At 68.4% G+C, this 19,088-nt stretch carries 23 protein-coding genes; 13 read left to right on the top strand and 10 right to left on the bottom strand.

Annotated features, from left to right (window positions below; all coding sequences use genetic code 11):
- Positions 1-13 precede the first annotated feature (13 nt).
- Positions 14-1,009, bottom strand: a complete 996-nt coding sequence (locus AC07YH_RS04100) for a serine hydrolase (protein ID WP_494745732.1) — start codon at positions 1,007-1,009, stop codon at positions 14-16.
- Between the two features lie 78 nt (positions 1,010-1,087).
- Here AC07YH_RS04100 and AC07YH_RS04095 point away from each other — a divergent pair, with 78 nt between their 5' ends.
- The 3 genes from AC07YH_RS04095 (at position 1,088) to AC07YH_RS04085 (ending at position 3,814) form a co-directional block, all read left to right on the top strand.
- Positions 1,088-1,885: an RNA methyltransferase gene (locus tag AC07YH_RS04095; protein ID WP_494745731.1), complete on the top strand. Its 798-nt coding sequence runs from the start codon at positions 1,088-1,090 to the stop codon at positions 1,883-1,885.
- 94 nt (positions 1,886-1,979) lie between these two features.
- A complete protein-coding gene (locus AC07YH_RS04090) occupies positions 1,980-2,468 on the top strand; it encodes a cupin domain-containing protein (protein WP_494745730.1) in 489 nt (162 codons plus the stop codon).
- 65 nt (positions 2,469-2,533) lie between these two features.
- Positions 2,534-3,814: a DUF1254 domain-containing protein gene (locus tag AC07YH_RS04085; protein WP_494745729.1), complete on the top strand. Its 1,281-nt coding sequence runs from the start codon at positions 2,534-2,536 to the stop codon at positions 3,812-3,814.
- A gap of 2 nt (positions 3,815-3,816) precedes the next feature.
- Here the strand turns inward: AC07YH_RS04085 and AC07YH_RS04080 are convergent, their stop codons facing one another.
- The 4 genes from AC07YH_RS04080 to AC07YH_RS04065 are packed head-to-tail and all read right to left on the bottom strand — an operon-like array spanning position 3,817 to position 7,576.
- Positions 3,817-4,605, bottom strand: coding sequence for a hypothetical protein (locus tag AC07YH_RS04080; protein ID WP_494745728.1), 789 nt, complete (start codon positions 4,603-4,605; stop codon positions 3,817-3,819).
- Positions 4,596-5,360 (bottom strand): hypothetical protein, encoded by a 765-nt coding sequence (locus AC07YH_RS04075; protein WP_494745727.1) that lies wholly within the window; start codon positions 5,358-5,360, stop codon positions 4,596-4,598. Before AC07YH_RS04075 ends, AC07YH_RS04080 begins: the two co-directional genes overlap by 10 nt.
- The gene (locus AC07YH_RS04070; RefSeq protein WP_494745726.1) at positions 5,357-6,376 is read right to left on the bottom strand and encodes an oxidoreductase; all 1,020 of its coding nucleotides are present in this window, start codon (positions 6,374-6,376) and stop codon (positions 5,357-5,359) included. Before AC07YH_RS04070 ends, AC07YH_RS04075 begins: the two co-directional genes overlap by 4 nt.
- Positions 6,377-6,379: 3 nt before the next feature.
- Positions 6,380-7,576, bottom strand: coding sequence for a GAF domain-containing sensor histidine kinase (locus AC07YH_RS04065; protein ID WP_494745725.1), 1,197 nt, complete (start codon positions 7,574-7,576; stop codon positions 6,380-6,382).
- 142 nt (positions 7,577-7,718) lie between these two features.
- On the opposite strand from AC07YH_RS04065, the gene AC07YH_RS04060 reads away from it, so the two are divergent.
- The 7 genes from AC07YH_RS04060 to htpX all read left to right on the top strand — a co-directional run bounded on the left by AC07YH_RS04060 (position 7,719) and on the right by htpX (position 12,460).
- Complete coding sequence (locus tag AC07YH_RS04060) at positions 7,719-8,828, top strand: S-(hydroxymethyl)glutathione dehydrogenase/class III alcohol dehydrogenase (RefSeq protein ID WP_494745724.1); 1,110 nt, start codon at positions 7,719-7,721, stop codon at positions 8,826-8,828.
- Positions 8,829-8,832: 4 nt separating this feature from the next.
- On the top strand, positions 8,833-9,669 hold the full coding sequence (fghA, locus tag AC07YH_RS04055; protein ID WP_494745723.1) for an S-formylglutathione hydrolase: 837 nt from the start codon (positions 8,833-8,835) through the stop codon (positions 9,667-9,669).
- A 52-nt stretch (positions 9,670-9,721) separates the two neighbouring features.
- Positions 9,722-9,898 (top strand): antitoxin, encoded by a 177-nt coding sequence (locus tag AC07YH_RS04050; protein ID WP_494745840.1) that lies wholly within the window; start codon positions 9,722-9,724, stop codon positions 9,896-9,898.
- Positions 9,850-10,152, top strand: coding sequence for a type II toxin-antitoxin system RelE/ParE family toxin (locus tag AC07YH_RS04045; protein ID WP_494745839.1), 303 nt, complete (start codon positions 9,850-9,852; stop codon positions 10,150-10,152). Before AC07YH_RS04050 ends, AC07YH_RS04045 begins: the two co-directional genes overlap by 49 nt.
- A gap of 163 nt (positions 10,153-10,315) precedes the next feature.
- The gene (gene rpsD / locus AC07YH_RS04040) at positions 10,316-10,933 is read left to right on the top strand and encodes a 30S ribosomal protein S4 (RefSeq protein ID WP_172263139.1); all 618 of its coding nucleotides are present in this window, start codon (positions 10,316-10,318) and stop codon (positions 10,931-10,933) included.
- A 275-nt stretch (positions 10,934-11,208) separates the two neighbouring features.
- Positions 11,209-11,514, top strand: a complete 306-nt coding sequence (locus tag AC07YH_RS04035; protein WP_494745722.1) for a TFIIB-type zinc ribbon-containing protein — start codon at positions 11,209-11,211, stop codon at positions 11,512-11,514.
- 7 nt (positions 11,515-11,521) lie between these two features.
- On the top strand, positions 11,522-12,460 hold the full coding sequence (gene htpX, locus AC07YH_RS04030) for a zinc metalloprotease HtpX (protein ID WP_494745721.1): 939 nt from the start codon (positions 11,522-11,524) through the stop codon (positions 12,458-12,460).
- On the opposite strand, the gene AC07YH_RS04025 is transcribed toward htpX, so the two are convergent.
- Positions 12,457-13,596, bottom strand: a complete 1,140-nt coding sequence (locus tag AC07YH_RS04025; protein ID WP_494745720.1) for a serine hydrolase domain-containing protein — start codon at positions 13,594-13,596, stop codon at positions 12,457-12,459. The two genes, htpX and AC07YH_RS04025, sit on opposite strands and share 4 nt — an antisense overlap.
- Positions 13,597-13,723: 127 nt before the next feature.
- Between AC07YH_RS04025 and AC07YH_RS04020 the strand changes: the two genes are divergently transcribed.
- A complete protein-coding gene (locus tag AC07YH_RS04020; protein ID WP_494745719.1) occupies positions 13,724-14,056 on the top strand; it encodes a hypothetical protein in 333 nt (110 codons plus the stop codon).
- On the opposite strand, the gene AC07YH_RS04015 is transcribed toward AC07YH_RS04020, so the two are convergent.
- The 4 genes from AC07YH_RS04015 to AC07YH_RS04000 form a co-directional block, all read right to left on the bottom strand.
- A complete protein-coding gene (locus tag AC07YH_RS04015; protein ID WP_494745718.1) occupies positions 14,040-14,459 on the bottom strand; it encodes an acyl-CoA thioesterase in 420 nt (139 codons plus the stop codon). The genes AC07YH_RS04020 and AC07YH_RS04015 overlap by 17 nt on opposite strands.
- A complete protein-coding gene (gene grxD, locus AC07YH_RS04010; protein WP_494745717.1) occupies positions 14,456-14,797 on the bottom strand; it encodes a Grx4 family monothiol glutaredoxin in 342 nt (113 codons plus the stop codon). The genes AC07YH_RS04015 and grxD overlap by 4 nt, the downstream gene beginning before the upstream one ends.
- Before the next feature lie 65 nt (positions 14,798-14,862).
- Positions 14,863-15,753 (bottom strand): aldo-keto reductase family protein, encoded by an 891-nt coding sequence (locus AC07YH_RS04005; protein WP_494745716.1) that lies wholly within the window; start codon positions 15,751-15,753, stop codon positions 14,863-14,865.
- 9 nt (positions 15,754-15,762) lie between these two features.
- Positions 15,763-15,999 carry a BolA/IbaG family iron-sulfur metabolism protein gene (locus tag AC07YH_RS04000; protein WP_172263125.1) on the bottom strand — a complete coding sequence of 79 codons (237 nt, stop codon included), beginning with the start codon at positions 15,997-15,999 and terminating at the stop codon, positions 15,763-15,765.
- Positions 16,000-16,144: 145 nt separating this feature from the next.
- Here AC07YH_RS04000 and AC07YH_RS03995 point away from each other — a divergent pair, with 145 nt between their 5' ends.
- Positions 16,145-17,077 carry a M20/M25/M40 family metallo-hydrolase gene (locus AC07YH_RS03995; RefSeq protein WP_494745715.1) on the top strand — a complete coding sequence of 311 codons (933 nt, stop codon included), beginning with the start codon at positions 16,145-16,147 and terminating at the stop codon, positions 17,075-17,077.
- 119 nt (positions 17,078-17,196) lie between these two features.
- Positions 17,197-19,014, top strand: coding sequence for a PAS domain-containing hybrid sensor histidine kinase/response regulator (locus AC07YH_RS03990; protein ID WP_494745838.1), 1,818 nt, complete (start codon positions 17,197-17,199; stop codon positions 19,012-19,014).
- Positions 19,015-19,088: the final 74 nt, after the last annotated feature.

Below are 19,088 nucleotides of genomic sequence, written 5' to 3'. Positions count from 1 at the left end.
CGGGAGCGCAGGGCTAAAACTCTTTCAGCACCGCCCGGCCGACGTCGGCGACGATCGCCTCGCGCGCCGCCGCGTCGGTGGTCGAGGCGGTCAGGAAGACGACGAAGGCGATCCGGCGGCCGTCCTTCAGCTCCACGAAGGCCACCGCGTGGTTCGTCGGCTGGACGCCGAGGTCCGGCTGAGCCGCGCCGGCCGACTGGATGATGCGGGCGCCGGCGGGCAGGGCGTCCGCCAGATAGCCTGGATCACGGCCCAGCAGACGGGCCGGGTCGGGCTTGTAGAACAGCTCGCGATTGGTGAAGGCCTCCAGCAGGCGCAGCAAGCCCACGGGTGTCGCGGTGTCGCGCGGATCGGTCGCGCGTTCCTTGGCCGCCTTGGCGCGCTGGTCGGCCGGCACGGCGTCCACCGCCTTGCGCCACGCCGCCTCGCCCTTCCAGTCGGCGCGGAACGAGGCCAGGCCCCGGGCGTCGGTGGCGATCTGACGGCGATAGCGGTCGACGCTGACATGCTCGATGCGTTTGACGTCCAGCCAGCCATTGACCGCGCCCGGCCCGCCGACCCGGTCGATCAGGAGGTCCAGCGCGGTGTTGTCCCCGGCGCGGGCCAGGGTCTCCAGCTCGGCGATGCTCCAGGTCTGGCGGCCCGGCCACGCGTCGGCGACGGCGCTGGGCGGCGGCGACAGATCGACGTCGCGGACGGACATGACCTCGCTCAACGGCAAGCGTCCGGCCTCGGTCTCGGCCATCACGCTGGCCAGGATCGGGATGCGCGCGGCGCCGCCCAGCGGGAAGCGGCGGTCGCCATTGAACGCCCAGACCTGGCGGGTGCCCAGGTCCTCGACCGCCACGCCCAGCACGGCCGGCGCGGCGCGCGCGGCGATGGCTTCGATGCGCTTCTGCACGGCCTTGGGCTTCATGGCCGGCTCTTCCTGGCCCAGCATCGGCTTCTCGTGGCACGCGGCCAGCACGGGCAGGGCGAGGAGGGCGGTCAGGAGGGCGCGGCGTGACATGCGGGCTAAACGCGGCCGTGGCGGTTCGGCTGCGCTAAAGCTTGCATCAGACGCTCAGTCGGCGGCAAAGGGTGCGGGATGACTGACGATTTCAAGCCCGTCCCGCCCTGCGTGATCCTGAATGAGCCCCAGCTGGCCGAGAACATCGGCGCGGTGGCCCGGGTGATGGCCAATTTCGGGCTCTACGACCTGCGCCTGGTGCGGCCGCGCGACGGCTGGCCGCAGGAGCGGGCCTGGGCCAGCGCCTCGGGCGCCAGCTGGCCGCTGGACGAGGCCAAGGTGTTCGACACCCTGGAAGCGGCGATCGGCGACCTGAAGCTGGTCTACGCCACCACGGCCCGTCCGCGCGAGACGCGCCTGCCCGTCTACACGCCGCGTGAGAGCGCCGGCCATCTGGCCGACGAGGTCGCGCAAGGGCGCGGCGTCGGCCTGCTGTTCGGCGGCGAGCGCGCGGGGCTGGAGACCCACGACATCGCCCTGTGCCAGGCCATCGTCTCGATCCCGATCGACGAGCGCTTCCGCTCGCTGAACCTGGCCCAGGCGGTGTCGATCAATGCCTACGAATGGAAGATGACCCAGGACGACCGGCCCTGGAAGAAGTTCGAGCAGAACGTCGAGGAGCCCGCCGACCAGGCGATGCTGCTGGGCCTGTACGAGCATCTCGAGGACGAACTGGACAAGGCCGGCTTCTACCATCCGCCCGAGAAGAAGCCGTCGATGGTCCGTAACCTGCGTGTTCCCCTGGCCCGCGCCCGCCTGACCGACCAGGAGGTCCGCACTTTCCGGGGCGTGATCACTGCGCTCAGCAAGGGCCGGGGCCGCGTCCTGGCCAAGCTGGCGGCGGCGAAAGCGGCCAAGGAAGCCAAGGAAGACTGAAGACGGCGCCGTGTTCCGACCAGGCGCGGCGGCAACGTCCAAGCGGTAACCTGCGTCTCGAGGCGACCCTGGCGGCATCACACAGGAGATGCCCATGCGCCGCCTCGGAACCCTCATCGTCGGCCTGCTGCTGCTGGCCGGCCCGACCTTCGCCCAAGCCGCCGACACCCAGAGCGGGCCGCTGCGCCTGACTCCGGCTGAGATCACCGCGCTGGCCACCACCAGCGCCAAGGCCGGCACCTCCGGCGTCACGGGCATCCAGACGCGGGTGCTTTCGGGCGACCCCAGCCAGCCAGGGCTCTACACGATCGAGATCCGCGTGCCGGCCAACACCCGCATCCAGGCGCACACCCACAAGGACCCGCGCACGGCGACGGTGATCTCCGGGACCTGGTTCTTCGGCTATGGCGAGGTTGCGGGCGACGCATTGGTCAAGGCGTTGCCGCCGGGCAGCTTCTATCGCGAGCCGAAGGATGCGCCGCACTTCGCCCTGACCCGCCAGGAGCCCGCCGTGGTCCAGATCACCGGCTGGGGGCCGACCGACACCGTCTATGTCGATCCGGCCAAGGCGCCCAAGCCCTGAAGGCTCTTGCCGCCGTCGCCGTTCGCGCGTTCACTCGCCTCAAACAAATGTTCGGGGAGGGCGGCATGAACCGTCGGGAACTGCTGGCCGTGGCCGGCGCGCTGGGTCTGTCGCCAGCCTGGGCCACCAAGGCCGCTGACGGCGACGCCACCGCCGCGCGCGACGCCTATCTCTACGCCCTGCCGCTGATCGAGATGGCGACGACGCGCGAGCGGATCCTCAAGATCCCCGGCGCTGCGGTGAACATGCTCAGGCACACCCGCACCCTGTCGGACCACACGGCCCGCTGGGTCACGACGCCCAACAACGACACCCTCTATTCGCCGGCCTTCCTGGACCTGTCCAAGGGGCCGGTGACCCTGACCATCCCGCCGATGGGCCAGCGCTACTGTTCGGTGGCGGTGATGGACATGTTCACCAACAACAACGTGGTGCTGGGGACGCGCACGATCGGCGGCGAGGGCGGGACCTTCACCCTGGTCGGACCGGGCCAGGCCTCGACCGGCCCCAACCCCGTCCGCATCGCCACCCCGCACGCCTGGCTGCTGATCCGCATCCTGACCGACGGCGGCGATGATCTGCCCGCCACCCACAAGGCCCAGGACGGCTTCGTGCTGAAGGGGCCTGCCGGCGGTCCGATCGCCGCCTATGCGCAGCGCGACGCCAAGCCGGCCGACTATTTCGCGACCGCTCGGACCCTGCTGGCCAGCGACCCGGCTCCGCCGACCGACCAGCGCATCCTGCGCCGCACGGCCGCCTTCCTGGGCGCGGGGCCGTTCAACGACGGCGCGGCCGCCGCTGGCGTCGATGAGGCCAAGATGATCACCGTCTTCGCCAAGGGGCGGCAGGTGTTCACCGGCGGCTGGTCCTATCCGCGTCCCAACCTCGGCGACTACGGCCAGGACTATATCTACCGCGCCATCGTCGCCCTTCAGGGCCTGGGCGCGCTGCCGGTGGCCGAGGCCATGTACCTGAAGGCGGCCGGCGACGACGGGGCGGGGACCTTCACGGGCGATGGTCCCTACCGCCTGAGCCTGCCGGCCCAGCTGCCCCTGGACGGCTTCTGGTCGCTGTCGATGTACGAGGCCACGGCCGACGGTCAGTTCTTCTTCACCGACAACCCGATCAAGCGCTACGCCATCGGCGACCGCACGCCGGGCCTGAAGCGCAATGCCGACGGCACGCTGGACCTGTGGATCGGCCGCGCCGACCCCGGCGGCGACAAGACCGCCAACTGGCTGCCCGCGCCCAGGTCGGGACCGTTCGCGATGTACCTGCGGGCCTACCTGCCGAGGGCCGAACTGCTGGACGGCCGCTTCCGCATACCGGCGGTGGTCAAGGCCTAGGCTCAGGGGATCGTGTAGGCCTCGCAGTTCGGGACGGGCGTGTCCGGGGCGTAGAGGTCCGTCTTCGCATCCAGGGTCATGACCCTGCGATAGCTGCACGCCGGGTCGCGCGCCGTCACCAGATCGCTTTTGCGCAGGCGGCCGCGCGTCGTGGAATCGCCGTCGCGCGAGCTGCCGGACGGAAACGCCGTCGCCTCGGTCTCGACCACCAAGCGCGGCGGTCCGGAGGCAGTCTTGGGATCAAGGGTCAGCTCGGCGCCGAAGCCGTACTCGTCGTGGCAAGCGCCGCGGCGCAGGTCGTAGTCCTTCTCGCTGAAGCACGCGCGGATCATCAGCGAGGCGGCGATCGGCAGGGTCAGCACCGTCCTGGCGGCCTCGGGGGCGGCCATGTCCACGCGGATCAGCTCCAGCGTCGAGGCGCTGCCGCCGCCGCCCGAATAGCTGGTCATGGTCTGGTGCTCGACCCCGATCATCAGGCCGCCGTCGGCCAGGCGGATGATCTTCGGCCACAGGGCGAAGTCCTCGTCGTCGGTCTTGGTCAGGGCGTGGATGAGAGGCTGATCGACGGGCGGCAGGCCGTTGAAGACGTGGAGCTCGGACTCGTTGCTGTCGACGTCGCGGCTGATCTCGGCGCACCACTTGGCGTCGGCGGTGCACAGCAGCGGCGGGCCGTCCTGCTTCATCAGGTCCGAGCGCTGGGTCAGGGCTTCAAGGCGATTGCCGGCCAGATCGGCTTGCGGCAGGGCGGGCGTCGCTGCGGCCAGCGCCAGGATCAGCGCGATCACTCGCACCACAGCGCCATGCGCACCAGATGTGGCTTCGGGCAGGCGCGGGCTGGGAGGGGCATGGGCGTGCCCGGCTTCCACAGGCCCAGACGCTGGGCCATGTTCGGCATCTCGGAGTCGATCACCGCCAGCGGGTTGCCGTCGCCGTAGCGCGTGGCGCTGCGATAGCGCAGGACCTCCTTGAAGCCGCCGTTCGCGGGCGCATTGACCACGACCCAGAAGCCGTACGGCGCGTCCTGGGTCGGCTCGACCGAGACGATGTCGCCCTTCAGCGGGCCGGCCGCGATGAAGCGGACGTCCTGGTTGTTGTTGTGGCCGGTCACGTACTCGTAGACGCGCTCGAACCGGTCGCCGTCGGCGCGGTAGGCCAGCACCTGGGTGCGGACCAGCTGGTCGCCATTGCCGCTGTGGACGCTGCCGGCCTGAACGAACAGCAGGGGCGGGCCGGAGGGGCCTTGGACGATCTCGGCCTTGGCCAGGTCGTGCGGAGCGAGGAAGACGTCGTTGTCCGACGGATTGGCGACCGTGGCCTTCAGGGCTGGATCGCACGGCGCGGAGGGAGCCTTGCGCAGGCACAGGTGGACCGGGCCATCGACCTTGTCGTCCTGGAAGCCGGTCGGATCCGAGACCGGCGGGTCCTGCGTGGCCGTGAAGCGCCAGGCCGAGCGCGTGGCGAAGGGCTTGGCGAGGTCGAGGGTCTTGAGGACGGTCGCCGGCTCGGCGGCCAACAAGGCGGCCACCAGGCCCACGACGATCATCACAGCGTCAGCTCGCGGCGTTCTTCGGCGCTGCGCATGGCCAGGTCCATGACGGTCATGGTGGCCAGGGCGTCCTCGGCGTTCGACGGGTTCGGACCAGCGCCGTTCAGGGCGTCGCGCAGGGCGGCGTAGAAGGCCAGGTAGTCGCCGGGCAGGCTCGTGAAGTCCGAGCCGCCCTCGACGCGGGTCAGGGCGCCCGGACGCGGATCGACGCCCCAGCCTTCGCCGCCGGGTTTCACGCCGCCGGCCAGGGCGGCCTCCTGCGGGTCCAGGCCGTGCTTGATGAAGCTGCCGCCCGTGCCGTGGACCACGAAGCGCAGGTCGTTGACCGGGGCCAGCTGGCAGGCGTGCAGGATGACCCGCAGGCGCGGATAGCGCAGCAGCACGTGGCAGTAGTCGACCGCCTGGCCGCCGTCCTTCTGGACCGCGAAATCGGCATAGACGGCGGTGGGCAGGCCAAACAGCTGCAGGGCCTGATCGACGAGGTGCGGGCCAAGGCCGTACCAGGTGCCAGCGCCGGCCTTCTCCTTCCACTGGTCGATGACCACGGGGCGGAAGCGGTCGTAGCGGGACTCGAACTGGGTGACCTCGCCCAGGGCGCCGTCGGCGATCAGCTGCTTGATGGTCAGGAAGTCGCTGTCCCAGCGGCGGTTATGGAACACGCTGAGCAACTGGCCGGCGTGCTGGGCCTGCTCGGCCAGCGCCCGGGCGTCGGCCAGGCTGGTGGCGAACGGCTTGTCGATCAGCACCGCCTTGCCCGCCGCCAGGGCCGCGCGGCCGTGCTCGGCGTGAACCGCGTCGGGCGTGGCGACCACGACGAGGTCGATCTCGGGATCGGCCAGGGCCGTGGCGATGTCGGGGACCACGGTCGCGCCCGGATGGTCGGCGGCGACCTGATCGGCGCGCGAGGTGACCACGGTCTTCAGCGTCAGCCCCGGCGTGGCCGCGATCAGCGGGGCATGGAACACTTTCCCGGCCATGCCATAGCCGAGCAGGGCGACGTTCAGGGTCTTGGTCATGGGTTACGCTGTCTCGGACTGGAAGGAAGGTTCGGACAAGGGCATGCGGAAGGTGAACCGGGTCTCGGCGGTGTCGGACGTCACGCCCAGGTCGCCGCCGTGGGCGCGGGCGATCTCGGCGGCGATATAGAGACCCAGGCCCAGGCCGCCCTGGGTTGGCGCCGACGACACGCGCACGAAGGGTTGGAAGAGGCGCTGGGCGGTGTCGGCGGGGATCGGGGCGCCGCCATTGGCCACCGAGAGTTCGAACATGCCGCCGTGATCGCGCGCCTGCACCCGCACCGGCTGGTCGGCGGCGCCGTGGGTGATGGCGTTGCCCACCAGGTTCGACAGCAGCTGGCTGATGCGGTCGACATCCACCTGCGGCGCGGACTCCAGGCTCAGCTCGGTCTGGATGATGCGTTGAGGGTGGGCGGCCTTGAGTTCGGCGACCACGGTCTCCAGCGCCTCGCGCAGGGCCGGGGCGTGGCGACGTTCGACGCCGATGCCGCCGCCCAGCCGGCCGCGCGCGAAGTCGAGAACGTCGTCGATCAGGCTGGCCATGCGGTCGACGCTCTTGCGCACCTCGCCGACGATCCAGGTCCCGCGCTCGTTCAGCGGCGTCTTGGTCAGCAACCGCACGCCTCCGTCGATGGCGGCCAGGGGGTTGCGCAGGTCATGGCCCAGCACGGCGATGAACTGGTCGCGCAGCTCCGAGGTGGCCCGGGCGTCCAGCAACGCCGCCTGGCTTTGGGCCAGCTGGTTCTCGGCTTCGAGGTGGCTGCCGATCAGGTCGGCGAACAGCTCGAACATGCCGATCACTTCAGGCGTCTTCAGCTTGGCCGGGCGCGGATCGATGGCGCACAGCGTGCCGAAGAACTCACCGTTGCGGCGGATCGGCACCGAGATGTAGCTCTGAAAGCCGTATTGGCGCGGCGTGTGGTGGTCGCGGAAGGCGTCGTCCTCGGCGACGTGGTCGATGACCACGGCCACGCCGCTGTCGCGGATCTCGTCGCAGATGGTGGAGACCAGATCCAGCTCGCCGCCGGGCTTCAGGCCGAAGGCGATGTCGTCCTTGACCGCGCAAGCGACCCAGCGGTCCTCGGTGACCCGCGCCACCGCCGCGAAACCCATGCCCGTCGTGCGACAGACCACGTCCAGGATTTTAGGCGCGACATCGATCCTCGAGATCGCCGCCAGGTCGTCGTCGATCGTCGCCAAGTCCGCTCCCCACTTTCGTGGGACAGTCTAGACCACGAACCGCGCCAGAACACTGTCGAGAAGTGAACACGGATCACAAACTGGGCTCGACCCGGCCGGCCTTCCTCGGCAGATTGCGGCCGCTCAATCCAGGAGACTCGACATGAAGACCCGCGCCGCCGTCGCTTTCGCCGCCAAGCAGCCGCTGGAGATCGTCGAGGTCGATCTGGAAGGGCCGAAGTTCGGCGAGGTGATGGTCGAGATCAAGGCGACCGGGGTCTGCCACACCGACGCCTACACGCTGGATGGCCTGGATAGCGAAGGCATCTTCCCCTCGATCCTGGGCCACGAGGGCGCGGGCGTGGTGGTCGAGGTCGGCCCGGGCGTCACCTCGGTGGCCGTCGGCGACCACGTGATCCCGCTCTACACGCCCGAATGCCGCCAGTGCAAAAGCTGCCTCAGCGGCAAGACCAACCTCTGCACGGCGATCCGCGCCACCCAGGGCAAGGGCCTGATGCCGGACGGCACCAGCCGCTTCTCGTACAAGGGCCAGGCCATCGCCCACTACATGGGCTGCTCGACCTTCTCGAACTACACGGTGCTGCCCGAGATCGCGGTCGCCAAGATCCGTCGCGACGCGCCGTTCAAGAGCGCCTGCTACTGCGGCTGCGGCGTGACCACGGGCGTGGGCGCTGTCACCAACACCGCCAAGGTCGAACCGGGCGCCAACGTCATCGTCTTCGGCCTGGGCGGCATCGGCCTGAACGTCATCCAGGGCGCCAAGCTGGTCGGCGCCAACATGATCGTCGGCGTCGACATCAATCCGGACCGCGAGGAATGGGGCCGCAAGTTCGGCATGACCCACTTCGTCAATCCGAAGACCATCGACGGGGACCTGGTCCAGCACCTGGTGGCCCTGACCGACGGCGGCGCGGACTACACCTTCGACGCCACCGGCAACACCACGGTCATGCGCCAGGCGCTGGAAGCCTGCCACCGCGGCTGGGGCGAGAGCATCATCATCGGCGTGGCCGAGGCGGGGAAGGAAATCTCGACCCGCCCGTTCCAGCTGGTCACCGGCCGCGTCTGGAAGGGCACGGCCTTCGGCGGCGCGCGCGGCCGCACCGACACGCCCAAGATCGTCGACTGGTACATGGACGGCAAGATCCAGATCGACCCGATGATCACCCACGTCCTGCCGCTGGAAGACATCAACAAGGCCTTCGACCTGATGCACGCGGGCGAGAGCATCCGCACCGTCGTGACGTTCTAGTCCGATGTCCGAAGTCGAAGTCCTGAACACTCACCGCGTCCACGGCGGCACGCTGCGCTATTGCCGCCACGCCAGCACCAGCACCGGCACGCCGATGAAGTTCACGGTGTGGACGCCGGACGGGGAGGGGCCTTTTCCCTATCTCGTCTGGCTGTCGGGCCTGACCTGCACCGAGGACAATTTCACGGTGAAGTCGGGCGTCTACGCCCACGCCGCCCAGCACGGCGTGGCGATCGTCGCGCCGGACACCTCGCCGCGCGGCGAGGGTGTCGCCGACGATCCGGCCTATGACCTGGGGCAGGGCGCGGGCTTCTATGTCGACGCCACGGAGGCCCCGTGGGCGCTGCACTTCAAGATGTATTCGTATGTGACAAAGGACCTGCTGAAGGCCGTCGATGGCGCCTTCCCGCTGGACCCAGCGCGTAGGGGCGTTTTCGGCCACTCGATGGGCGGCCATGGGGCGCTGACCGTCGCTCTGCGCAACCCGGACCTCTTCAAGTCGGTCAGCGCCTTCGCGCCGATCGTCTCGCCGCTGAACTGCCCGTGGGGCGACAAGGCGATGACCGCCTATCTCGGCGAGGATCGTGCGCTGTGGCGGGCCCACGACGCCTGCGCCCTGATCGAGGACGGAGCGGGCGAAAGCTTCGACGAAATCCTGATCGACCAGGGCCTGGCCGACAGCTTCCTGGAAAGCCAGCTGAAGCCCGAACTGCTCGAAGCCGCCGCCGCCAAGGCCGGCCGTAAGGTCACGGTCCGCCGCCAGGACGGCTACGACCACAGCTTCTTCTTCATCACGACCTTCATCAGCGAGCATATCGAATTTCACGCGCAAAGATTGTGATTTCTGACTTCTGACCGTTGAGGGCGCATGGCGATCTGCTATGCTGCCCTTCATGGTTCCCGAACCCTCCATCTTCGACATCGACGAGGAAGCCGAAGCGGCCGCCGATGCCGAAGGCATGGCTGACATCGCCGCTGGTCGTGTGGCGCCGCACGAAGAGGTGGCGGCCTGGCTCGACACCTGGGGAACCCCCGACGAGCAGCCCGCTCCCGCCAAGTGGCGCAAGTAGTCTGGACCAAGCGCGCGCTGGCCGACCTTATGGCTATTCGCGAGTACATCGGACAGTTCAGCCCGTTGGCCGCGCAACGCATGGCCGTGCGTTTGAGAGGGGCGGTCGAAAGCTTGGCTGACCATCCAGAGCGTGGCCGCAAAGCGACCGCTACGCTGAGGGAGCTGGTCGTCGTGCCGCCCTATGTGATCCGCTATTATTTCGGCGACGGGGTCGTGCATGTTGTCCGTATCAGGCACGCGGCTCAGCTATAGCCGCCAACATTGACTCCCCGGCCTCTCTCCCTCATAAGCCACCCCTTCACGCCGCCGGCTTGCCGGACGGCGCGGAAAACTTATGACGGATTGACCCGAAGCCGCCGTTGAGATCGCACCTCTTTCGAGGGGAGCCGGCACGGATCGTTTTGAAAGACTGACTATGTCGAAGCGCCATAGCGCCAAGTACAAAATCGACCGTCGTATGGGTGAAAACCTGTGGGGTCGTCCGAAGTCGCCGGTCAACCAACGCTCGTACGGTCCTGGCCAGCACGGCCAACGCCGCAAGCAGAAGGTTTCGGACTTCGGCCTGCAGCTGCGCGCCAAGCAAAAGCTGAAGGGCTACTACGGCAACCTGACCGAGAAGCAATTCTCGCGCACCTACGAGGAAGCTGCTCGCCGCAAGGGCAACACCTCGGAGAACCTGATCTCGCTGCTCGAATCGCGCCTGGACGCCATCGTCTATCGCGCCAAGTTCGTGCCGACCGTGTTCGCCGCCCGCCAGTTCGTGAACCACGGCCACGTGACCGTGAACGGCAAGCGCGTGAACATCCCGTCGTACCGCTGCAAGCCGGGCGACGTGATCGCGGTCCGCGAAAAGTCGCGCAACATGGCTCTGGTCCTGGAAGCGGTCGCCTCGAACGAGCGTGACTTCGCCGAGTACGTCTCGGTCGACGCCAAGGGCCTGTCGGCCACCTTCGTCCGCGCTCCGGAACTGTCGGAAGTTCCGTATCCGGTGAAGATGGAACCGAACCTGGTCGTCGAATTCTACGCTTCGTAAGCGTCGGATCCGAACCAACGGAAAAGGCCCCGGAGCGATCCGGGGCCTTTTTTGTTGCCTCCTTAAGGGCCGGGCGGCCCTTGAAAGCGCCTTGCGACCATCCCAGGTTAGTTGGGCGGGACCGGGCCCCTCTGGCGAGTGATGCAAGCACTCGTGATGTCGGACCGCATCGGGTGTTCTCGATGTTCTGGGTCCGGCCGCCACCGCCCCTCCCCCAAAGGCGCCGCCTGTCATCGAGGACACCCGTTCCATCCTTTTGGACCGGAGGTTCGACCATGCCCCTTCTGATGTGCCCCAACTGCGACGGCTCCATGCAGGCCGTGCAGCGCGCCAGCGTCGAGTTCGACATGTGCCCGCGCTGCCGTGGCGTCTGGCTGGACCGGGGCGAGCTTGAAAAGCTGATGTCCCTGGAGCGCGAGGAGACCCAGGCCGTCTACGGCCAACCGCGCCCCTATACGCGTCCCGACCATCACCACGATCACCACAAGCGCCACGACGATGACGACGACGACCGTCACCGCCGCCCGGGCCAGTACGGCCACAAGAAGAAGCGCTTCGACCTCTTCGACATCTTCGACTGACGACGCCATGAACCACTTCAAGACCTACCTGCTGCTGGCCGGCCTGACGGCGCTGTTCATGGCCGCGGGCTATCTGATCGGCGGCCCGACCGGGATGCTGATCGCCCTGGCCTTCGCCTTGGCGCTGAACGCCTTCTCGTACTGGAACGCCGACAAGATCGTGCTGCGGACCTATGGCGCCCAGGAGGTGGACGAGAGCCACCCCGAGCCGCTGATCCGTAACTATGCGATCGACGTGGCGGAGATGGCGGCCAAGGCCGGCCTGCCGCGCCCGCGCGTGACGGTGATCCAGAGCGACCAGCCCAACGCCTTCGCCACCGGCCGCGACCCGGCCCACGCCGCCGTCGCCGCGACCACCGGGCTGCTCAGCCTGCTGACCCGCGACGAGATCCGGGGCGTGATGGCGCATGAGCTGGCCCACGTGAAGAACCGCGACACCCTGACCATGACCGTGACGGCGACCATCGCCGGCGCGATCTCGGCCCTGGCCAATTTCGCGTTCTTCTTCGGCGGTTCGCGGGATGAGGACAATCGCGGCGGCCTGATCGGCGCGATCGCCATCGCCATCCTGGCCCCCATCGCCGCCATGCTGGTGCAGATGGCCATCAGCCGCGCCCGCGAATACGAAGCCGACCGGATCGGCGCGCAGATCGGCGGCGACCCTGCCGCCTTGGCCCGCGCGCTGGAGAAGATCGAGGCCTATGCACGTGGCGGCTACGTCAACCACGAGGCCGAACGCAATCCGGCCACGGCCCACATGTTCATCATCAACCCGCTGAACGGGAAGGGCGCCGACAACCTGTTCTCGACCCACCCCTCGACCCGCAACCGCGTCGAGGCGCTGATGAAGCTGGGCGTGGGGCAGGGGACGGTCGCGAGACGTCCGACGCCTGCGCCGACCCTGGTCCCGCCCAGCGACGGGCGGAACCCGGGGCCCTGGGGTTAGGGTGCGATCGGCAGCTGCCGGCTGTATTCCCACGGCCAGGGCGTGCCCAGATCGCCGAGCACCATCTTGGCCAGGGTCGGGTAGATGCGCTGGCCGACGCCGCTGTTGCTGAACAGCACGACGCAGCGCTTGCCCTTCTCGACGCAGCCCACGTGGTTGTCGGTGATGTCGTTGTGGCCGCCCTTGAAGAAGGCGTGGCCCTGCGGCCCGTCATAGACGACCACGCCGATGCCGGCGGCCAGGCCGATCTTGGCGTTGGCGGGATTGTCCTTGATCAGGAACGGCGGGAACTGGGCCTCGCTGACGATCGGGAAGCTGGGCTTGTCCAGCTCGGCGCGGGCCTTGGCCGACAGGCTCCAGCCCGACACCAGGGCCGCCGTCAGCTTGGCCATGTCGGCGATCGTGGTGTCCAGCGAGCCAGCCGCTTTGACGCTGGAGCGGTCATCGTGGGCCTCCCACTTGCCGTCCTCGTGGACGCCGTCGGCCAGGTTGCCCTTGAAGTCGTCGCGCCAGATCATGCTGGAGCGGGTCATGCCCAGGGGCTGGAAAATCCGGCGGTTCATTTCGTCGCCGACCTTCAGGCCAAGGCCTTCCTCGATGACGAACTGCGCCAGGTTGATGCCTTCGTTGGAGTAGGCGTAGCGGGTTCCCGGCTCGAGGTTGAAGCGGAACTTGTTCTCCGGGTCGTAGAACCGCTGGTCGGCCAGGCCCGAGCTGTGGGTCAGAAGGCGACGGAGGGTGATCGTCTTCCAGCGCTCGTCGACGCCGAGGTCGGCATATTTCGGATAGGCGGGCAGGGGCTTGGGCAGGTAGTCGGCGATCGACTTGTCCAGATCGATCTTGCCATCGCTGACCAGCATCAGGACGTAGTACGAGAAGGTCAGCTTGGTGACCGAGGCCGCGTACATGATGGTGTCTGTGGCCAGCGGATCGCCCTTCTCGTTGCGAACGCCCTTGGCGACCACGTGGGCGACCTTGCCGTTGTCGATCACAGCCACCGCGACGCCGGGAACCTTGCTGACGGCCAGCAGCCGGTCGATCTCGGCGTCGAGCTTCTTGTAGTCGGCGGCGGCGTGCGCGGGGGCGGCGAGAACGCTGGCCAGCGACGCGGCCAGGAAAGCGGAACGAAGACGCACGACAAACTCCCCGGAGGCTGGTCAGTTCGCCAGCGGTGGGCGATCTTCACCAGAAGATGAGGAGTTCGTACAGAGGTCGATGAACTTCGTTATTTCGCGCAGAGGTTTTGTGATCGCCGGAGCGTCGTTGACGCTGGCCGGCTGCGCGACCACGCCCGCGCTGGTGTCCGCCGCGCCGGGCGAAGCTTTCCCGGAGTTGGAGCCGCTGCTGGCGGCGCACGCTGGTCCTGACGCGCTGACTATTCGTGTCGCCTCCAAGGGCTGCGCGGCCAAGGCCGATTTCGTGTTCCGGGTGGATCGGAAGGATGGTCACGCCGTGGTCGCTTTCGCGCGGCGGCGGCTGGAGACCTGCAAGGGGTCGTCTGGGACGGCGGAGCTGCGGTTCACCTACGACGAGCTGGGTCTGACGCGTGCCGACCGCATCGTCATCGCCAACAAGGTGCTCAGCCCTTCGGCGTGAAGCGCTCGATCATCCACGGCAGCACCCGGGCGGGGCGTTTGGCGGCGACATCGAGCAGGACCCAGTCGGTGCGGCTTTGGGCGCACATTTCGCCGTCGGGGCCGTCGATGCGGACATACCGCTCGAAGCGCGGGCCTTTCAGCTCACCGACCCAGGTGTAGCCGGTGGCGACCTCGCCGGGCAGCAGCTCGCGGCGGTAGTCGATCTCGTGGCGGCGCGCGATCCAGCTCCAGGGCGCGCGCTGCTCTTCGCTGGCCCAGGCTTCCCAGTGGGCGATGGCCAGGTCTTGCGCCCAGCCCAGATAGACCACGTTGTTGACGTGGCCGTTGGCGTCGATGTCCGACGCCTTGGGCTCGAAGGTCAGCGAGTAGGCGTCGGAAGGCGGGACGAAGACCCGGCTCACGCCGTGAGCGCGCCCTGTTCGATCAGGAGGGTCTTCAGCTCGCCCGACTGGAACATCTCGCGGATGATGTCGCTGCCGCCTACGAACTCGCCCTTCACGTACAGCTGGGGGATGGTCGGCCAGTCGGTGAAGGTCTTGATGCCTTGGCGCAGCTCATCGTCCTGCAGGACGTCGACGCCGATGAACTCGACGCCCAGGTGGTCGAGGATCTGGACGACCACCGACGAGAAGCCGCAGCGCGGCTGGTCCGGCACGCCCTTCATGAACACCACGACCGGATTTTCGGCCACGGTCTTGGCGATGAAGTCGAGGGCGGGGGAGGAGGCGACGTCGGTCATGGCGGTGGTCCTGGAACTCAAGCCTTTCAGCTAGGCGCCGTCAGGCCCCCGGTCAAGAGGGAGGGTCAAGTGCGGCTGGCCGCCTTCTCGCGTTCCTGGGCCGAGAAGCGGGCCATCTCGATCTGGGCGCAGACGCCGTTGGGCAGGTCGCGCTCGACCACGGCGGCCAGGCGCTCGACGTCGGCGCGCGTGTCGGCGGTGATGCGTACGGTCGACAGCGAGGGCTCGGTCAGCGCGTAGCCCAGGCAGATGTCCTCAGCGCTCCAGCCTTGGGTGGCGTGCAGGAACTCGTAGCCGCCCATGTCGGCCAAGGGGTCCGACCGCCGCCGCCACAGCGACGGCTTGGGCGCGGCCATCTCGCCGCCCTCGTGCAGGGCCTGGGGCCAGAAGTCCTCGCCGACGACGGCGAAGTCATGGGTCGAGGCGTGGCGGATCCGGTGGCGTTCGGCCCATCCCGAAGACAGGTTGAAGGGCGAGGAGATGGTCGTGACCAGGCCGCTCTTCAGCAGGCGCGGGTCGATGTCGCCGCGGCTGGCGATGCCCAGGCCGCGCAGGGCGTCGCCCTCCACCAACGTGCGCAGGCCGGCCTCGAAGGCGGGCGGCAGGGCCGGGGACAGCGGATCGTTGATCAGGACCAGGTCCAGATAGTCCAGCGCCAGGCTCTCGAACGCCGACTGCAGCAGGCTGTCGACGGCCTGCTGGCCCAGGACCGCCGCGTCGCCGCGTACACGCCAGGTCAGGAACAGCAGGTGACGCTCGACGCTGGCGAAGGCCTCGGCGGCGCCCTTCAGCAGCTCGGGCGAGTCGCCCTCGACCTGGAAGCTGTTGATGCCGTTTTCCAGCGCCGTGAAGATCAGGGCGCGCCATTCGTTGGCCCGGAGACGCGAGCTTTCGGCCAGGCGCAAGGTGAGCGCCGAGACCGCCATGCCCGTGGATCCGAAGGGACGATAGCGCACCGGGTCTCCCTATTCCGCCGGGGCGGCGGTTTCGAGGGCCAGGGCGTGCAGCGTGCCGCCCAGCACGTCGGCCAGGGCCTTGTTGACCAACTGGTGCTGGCGCACGCGCGGCAGGCCCTTGAAGGCCGGCGAGACGATGCGGGCCTTCCAGTGGTCGTTGTCGCCGGCCAGGTCGGTCAGCACGATCTCGGAATCGGGGAAGGCCGTGGTGAGGCGGGCCTCGAGCTCGGCGTGGGACATGGGCACGGGGAAGGCTCCGGTCGCTGAAGGACTTGTGTGGCCGGGAATCCTTAACAACGCGCCTAAGCTGACAGCGTTGGTCACGGCGGTCCACGACGATATGCGCGAGATTTAATTGAATTCGCCGCCGCGCGCACGGCATGTAGACGCCATGATCCGTCTTTCCGCGCTGATCGCCGCCGCGATCCTCTCCGCCGCCGCGCCGGCCTTCGCCTCTCCCGGCGACAAGGCCATCGACGACATCCGCATCCTGTCGGCCGACGACATGCAGGGCAGGGCGCCCGGCACGCCGGGCTCGGAGAAGGCGCGAGCCTACATCCTCTCCCGCTTCGCCGAGATCGGCCTCTCGCCGATCGGCGACAAGTTCGAGCAGTCGTTCGAGTTCGCCAAGCGCGACGGGACCAAGGTCCAGGGGATCAACCTGGTGGCCCGCATCAAGGGGGCCAAGCCGGGCAAGGCCCCAGGCAAGGTTATGGTCGTCTCGGCCCACTACGACCACCTGGGCGTCCGCAACGGCGAAATCTACAACGGCGCCGACGACAACGCCTCGGGCGTGGCGGGCCTGCTGGCCGTGGCCGAGGCCTTCAAGGCCAAGCCCCCCAAGCATGACGTGATCCTGGCGGTGGTCGACGCCGAGGAGAGCGGCCTGCGCGGCGCCAAGGCCTTCGCCGCCGCGCCGCCGGTCCCGCTGGAGACCGTCGCGCTGGACGTCAATTTCGACATGCTGAGCAAGAACCCCAAGAACGAGCTCTATGTCTCCGGGACCTCGCCGTTCCCGTTCCTCAAACCCATCCTGGTCAAGGTGGCCACGACCGCGCCGGTGACCCTGAAGCTGGGCCACGACACCGACGCCGACGGCAAGGAGAACAACTGGACCACCCAGTCCGACCACTACGCCTTCGGCGAGAAGGGCGTGCCCTGGGTCTATTTCGGCGTCGAGGACCATCCCGAATATCATAAGCCCACGGACGATTTCGCGACGGTGCCCCAGGACTTCTTCAAGCGTTCGGTGGCGACCGTGGTCCAGGCCAGCCTGGCGCTGGAGAAGGATCTGGACGACGTGGCCAAGGCGTCAGGGCGCTAAACCTCGGGTTTGATTTGAGTTTCCGCGCGGCGATTTGTCACCGCGACTGGCGAAGCTGGGCAATCTTTCCTTATTCTGGCGAGGTCCATCGTGATTCAGACCAGCGTTAGGAGAACGCGATCAGCCCGGGCGCCTTAAGAGACCGGATCTTCAAGACCGCGCCGACGGTGGCCCTCATCGTGGGGGCGGCCATGGCGATGGACTATCTGGTCAACATCGTCGTGCTGAATGCGCCGCAGGCCTATACGCCGCTCGCGACCCTGGTGATCTCGCTGGTGGTGGCCACGCCCCTGGCCTACTGGCTGACCGGCCAGCGCCTGCGGGTCGAGCGGATGCGCGACGACCTGACCGCCAGCGTCGCGGCCAAGCAGAAGGCCATCGAGGAGGTCCAGGCGGCCCTGGCCAAGGCCAGTGAGGCCGAGCGCCTCTACCGCCTGCTGGGCGACAATCTCACCGACCACGTGGCCCTGTGGTCGCCGAAGGGCGAGCGGGTCTACAGCTCGCCTAGCATCGAGCGCATCACCGGCTACACCCACGACGAGTTCATGGCCCTGCCGCCCCAGGCCATGGTCAGCGACGCCGACTTCAAACGCGTCCAGGGTGTGATCCGAGGCCTGGAGCCAGGCGGTCCGCCGGTCCACGCCGACTACGAGTCCATTCGCAAGGACGGCCGGATCATCTGGCTGGAGAGTTCCTATTCCCGCCTGGGCGACGGCTCGAACATTCTGCTGGTCACCTCGCGCGACATCACCGAGCGCAAGCTCCTCGAGATCGATCTGGCCAAGGCCCTGGAGCTGGCCGAGACGGCCTCGGCCGCCAAGTCCGACTTCCTGGCCAACATGACCCACGAGCTGCGCACGCCGCTCACCGCCATCATCGGCTTCGCCGAGGTGCTGCGCCGCTCGCGCGACCTCTCCAAGACCGCCAGCCGCCAGGTCGGCCACATCCTGGACGCCAGCAACACCCTGCTCAGCGTCGTCAACGACGTGCTGGACTTCTCGCGGCTGGAGGCCGGCGGGCTGGAGCTGGACCCCGCGCCGTTCGACCCCGCCGCCATGGCCTCGTCCTGCGCAGCCCTCGTGGAAGAGCGCGCCGTCGCCAAGGGCCTGGTGATCAAGGTCAAGACCAGCAAGGGCCTCCGGCCCATGGACCTGGACGGGCCGCGCCTGTCGCAGGTGCTGCTGAACTTCCTGTCCAACGCAGTGAAGTTCACCGCCCACGGCTCGATCACGGTGGCGCTCAGCCAGAAGATCGAGGGCGAGGCGGCCGTGCTGCGCGGCGAGGTGATCGACACCGGCATCGGCATTGCGCCCGAGCACCTGGACAACATCTTCGACCGCTTCTCGCAGGCCGACGCGGCCGTCTCGCGCCGGTTCGGCGGCACGGGCCTGGGCCTGGCCATCTCGCGTCGCATCGTCGAGCGCATGGACGGCAAGATCGGCGTCGACAGCGCCGAAGGGCAGGGCTCGACCTTCTGGTTCGAAGTCCGGGGTCCGTTGGCGGAACTGTCCGCGCCCGAGCAGGACGCCGCGCCGCTGCTGGACGGTGAGGCCGGGGTGCGCCTGCTGCTGGTCGAGGACAACGCCGTCAATCGCGAGCTGATCAGGACGATGCTGGAGCCGTTCGGCGTCGACGTGGAGACCGCCCATGACGGCGTGGCCGGCGTCGAGGCCATGCGCCAGGGCCACTTCGACCTTGTCCTGATGGACGTGCAGATGCCGGTCATGGACGGCCTGACCGCCACCCGCGAGATCCGCGCCATGGAAGGGGCGCGGGGGGCCGCGACGCCGATCGTGGCCATGACGGCGAACGTGTTGCCCGAGCAGATCGCCAACTGCCTGGCCGCCGGCATGGACGACCACCTGGGCAAGCCGATCAACCCGACCAAGCTGCTGGAGACGGTGGCGCGGTGGTCGGGACGGACGCACGCGGCTTAGGGGTTCTGGATGCTCCCCCGCTGGGGGAGCTGTCGGCGAAGCCGACTGAGGGGGCAGCTCGGCCTATGCCGGCG

The sequence above is a fragment of the Caulobacter sp. GW456-12-1-14-TSB4 genome (assembly GCF_059424195.1).
The sequence above is the reverse complement of the archived record's forward strand: the minus strand, read 5'-3'. Positions and strand labels throughout refer to the sequence as shown.